3 protein-coding genes are annotated in these 2723 nt (G+C 68.9%); 2 read left to right on the forward strand and 1 reads right to left on the reverse strand.

The features are described from left to right. Both Q0L11_RS18065 and Q0L11_RS18070 read left to right on the forward strand, forming a co-directional pair. A partial coding sequence (locus Q0L11_RS18065; protein ID WP_296599073.1) for an acetyl-CoA acetyltransferase occupies positions 1–747 on the forward strand: 747 nt, incomplete at its 5' end. 2 nt (positions 748–749) lie between these two features. Continuing rightward, on the forward strand, positions 750–2537 hold the full coding sequence (locus tag Q0L11_RS18070) for an AMP-binding protein (protein WP_296599074.1): 1788 nt from the start codon (positions 750–752) through the stop codon (positions 2535–2537). 3 nt (positions 2538–2540) lie between these two features. Here the strand turns inward: Q0L11_RS18070 and Q0L11_RS18075 are convergent. After that, on the reverse strand, positions 2541–2723 hold a 183-nt coding region (locus Q0L11_RS18075; RefSeq protein WP_296599076.1), incomplete at its 5' end, for an SDR family oxidoreductase.

Here is a 2723-nt window from a genome sequence, read left to right on the forward strand (position 1 = left end):
CGCCGCTGGGGCCTGAAGTACGAACACCTGATGCGGATCGCGGAGATCAACTTCGCCAACGCCAAGAAGAATCCGAATTCGCAGACCCGGCAGTGGGCCTTCAACGAGAAGAGCTTCACCACAGACGACGAGGCCAATCCGGTCATCGAGGGCATGATCCGCAAGAACGACTGCGGCCAGGTGACGGACGGTTCGGCGGTGGTGTTCCTGGCCTCGGAGAAGGCCGCGAAGGAATACGCCGACAGGCGCGGGATTCCGCTGGAGAGCCTGCCGCGCATCAAGGGCTGGGGCCATACCTCGGCGCCCATCAGCTACGAGCGCAAGGTCCGCGCCAGCGAGGGTCAGCCCTATGTCTTCCCGCGCGTGAAGCAGGCGATCGACGCCGCGCGCAGCCGCGCCGGCATCGCCGACATCTCGGAACTGGACGCCGTCGAGACCCACGACTGCTTCACGACGACTGAGTACATGGCGATCGAGCACCTCGGCCTGACCGCGCCAGGCGAGGCTTGGAAGGCGGTGGAGGACGGATCCATCGAGATCGGCGGCCGCCTGCCGATCAACCCCTCCGGCGGCCTCATCGGTCTGGGCCACCCCGTCGGCGCGACCGGCGTGCGCATGGCGCTGGACGCCTTCAAGCAGGTGACCGGCAAGGCCGGCGACTACCAGGTCGACGGCGCCAAGACGGTGCAGACCCTCAACATCGGCGGCTCGACCACCACGACGGTCAGCCTCGTGGTGGGCGTCTGACCGTGGCCGACAGCGCCGAGCCGCTGGCGAAGGCTCCGTTCCGCGAGGCCCACCTGATGGCGGTGGACCTCGCCGTCGAGCGGCGCGCGGACGGGGCGATCACCATCGTCTCGAACATCCCGCTGAAGCCGTACGACCCCAACATCCCGGCCGCCTTCGCGCGGCGCGCGGCGATCTCGGCCGATAAGCCGGCGCTGGCGCAGCGGGGCGCGGATGGCGAGTGGGCGTTCCTGTCGTACGCCCAACTCAAGCAGGACATGGACGCGGCGACCCAGTGGCTGCTGGCCAACGCTTCGGACGGCCCCGTGCTGATCCTGGCGGGAAATACGCCGGCCTTCGCGGTGATGAGCTTCGCGGCTCAGGCGGCGGGACGGGCGGCCTGCCCGGTCAGCGTGACCTATGCGGCGCTCGGCGGCGACTATGGCCGGCTGGGCCACGTGGTGGCCAAGGTTAAGCCGGGCGTGGTGTTCGCCGAGGACACGGCCATGGCCAAGGGTGCGCTTGAGGCGCTGGACCTCGGCGAGGCCAAGATCGTCACGACCGATCCCTCGAAGCTGTCGAAGCCGGCGATCTCGTACGCGGACGTGCTGGCGACCAGGCCGACCGAGGCGGTCGAAAGGTCCATCGCAGGGCTTAGGCCGGAGGGCCGCGCGGCCCTGATGCTGACCTCGGGCTCCACCGGCCTGCCAAAGGTGGTCCCGATCACTTTCGACAACCTGATGGCCAATTCGACCCAGTGCCAGCAGACCATCGGCGAGGCCGCGGGCTGGCACGACGTGATGCTGGACTGGCTGCCCTGGCACCATGCGGCCGGCGCCTTCGTGCTGCGGACCACGCTGCTGGAGGGCGGCACGCTGTACATCGACGACGGCAAGCCAGCCCCGGGGCTGTTCGAGACCTCGATCCGGAATCTCCGAGAGATTTCCGTCAGCTACTTCAACAACGTGCCGCTCGGCTACGCCATGCTGACGGACGCCCTGGAGAAGGACGCCGAGCTGCGGGCCACCTTCTTCAGGAAGATGAGGCTGATGCTGTACGGGGGCGCGGGCCTGCCGCAGACGGTGCTGGACCGGCTGCAGGCCGCCGCCGTCGCCGAGACCGGCCACCGGATCATGATGACCAGCGGCTACGGCATGACCGAGACCGTCTCCGCCTTCATGGTCATCCACTTCGAGACCGACAAGGTGGGCATCGGCCTTCCCGCGCCGGGGACGATGGTGAAGCTGGTGCCGGTGGGCGACCGCTACGAGCTGCGCGCCCGCGGGCCGAACGTCACGACCGGGTATCTTGACGAGCCGGAGAAGACGGCGGCGGCCTTCGACGAGGAGGGCTTCTATCGCACCGGCGACCTGGTGACCTTCCACGACCCGGATGACGCGACCAAGGGCCTGGCGTTTTCAGGCCGCGCCGCCGAGGAGTTCAAGCTCTCCAGCGGCGCCTGGGTGTATGGCGGGTCGCTTCGGGACGGTCTGATCAAGGCGCTGTCGCCGCTGGTGACGGACCTGGTGCTCTGCGATGACGGGCGGCCGTACCTGGGCGTCATGCTCTGGGCGACGCCGGGGGCTGACCAGGCCGAGATCGGCAAGCGGCTGGCGGCCTTTAATGCCAGCCAGCACGGCAGCGCAGCGCGGGTGAAGCGGGCCCTGCTGCTCAAGGACCCGCCCAGCGCCAACGCCCACGAGATTTCGGACAAGGGCACCATCAACCGCCGCGCGGTCATCGACCGGCGGGCCGGAGAGGTGGAGCGGCTGTTCGCCGAAACGCCCGACGAAGAGGTCATTGTCCTCTGAGGCTCACCGCTGCGTATGCGGAATCCACTCGGCGCCGGGCTGCGCGTAGTCGGCGCTGAACCAGCGGGGATAGCCGTGGAGGGTCTGTCCGCCGTCAGCCAGGATCTCCGCGCCGGTGACGTAGCCCGCCTCGTCGCCGCACAGGAAGACGGCCAGCCTGGCGATGTCCTCCGGCTTGCCCAGCCG

This window comes from Phenylobacterium sp. (assembly GCF_024508875.1).
In the GTDB taxonomy this organism is placed as follows: Bacteria; Pseudomonadota; Alphaproteobacteria; order Caulobacterales; family Caulobacteraceae; genus Phenylobacterium.